The sequence below is a fragment of the Streptomyces sp. ADMS genome (assembly GCF_033441795.1).
Lineage (GTDB): Bacteria > Actinomycetota > Actinomycetes > Streptomycetales > Streptomycetaceae > Streptomyces.
In genome coordinates this window covers 1-487 of the sequence record NZ_JAVFVX010000412.1, presented here as the reverse complement: position 1 = coordinate 487, position 487 = coordinate 1, and the positions used below count along the sequence as shown (strand labels likewise).

1 pseudogene is annotated in these 487 nt (G+C 72.9%); it reads left to right on the top strand.

Annotated elements, in window-relative coordinates:
• Positions 1-487 (top strand): annotated as a pseudogene (locus RB628_RS41320) (hypothetical protein); the annotation flags it as partial.

Below are 487 nucleotides of genomic sequence, written 5' to 3'. Positions count from 1 at the left end.
CTCATCGCCCGGGGGCCGGTCAAGGACAGTGACCGAAGTGACCGCGACGACCTCGGTCAAGCCGGTCACCCCGGTCAGCCCGAGCGCATCGCGGTCACTCGGACTGACCGAGCCGGTCAGCAGCAGCCGCAGCCCGGTCAGGTCAGCGCCGGACAGCCCGTCACCGCCCTGACAGACCGGCCCCGCCTGTCCCTGGACAAGCAGACCCCGGACGCCCGGACACTGCCCGGGGACAGCGCCCCGGTGGACAGCAACGACTCGGGCACCGGTCACCGCGACCGGGAGCTCAACGCCACTGACCTGGGCGGACAGCCGGACACCGCCCCGGCGGTCAGTGACCGACAGGCCGTCAACGAGCCGGTCGCCGGTCGCCCGGCCTACCTCCCGCCGGTCACTGATCAGCCGGTCGCTCCGCCACCGGTCACTGGCTCGGACACCCGGACAACCGGTGACCGGCGACCTGACCCGGACACCGAGGAGCTGCTGG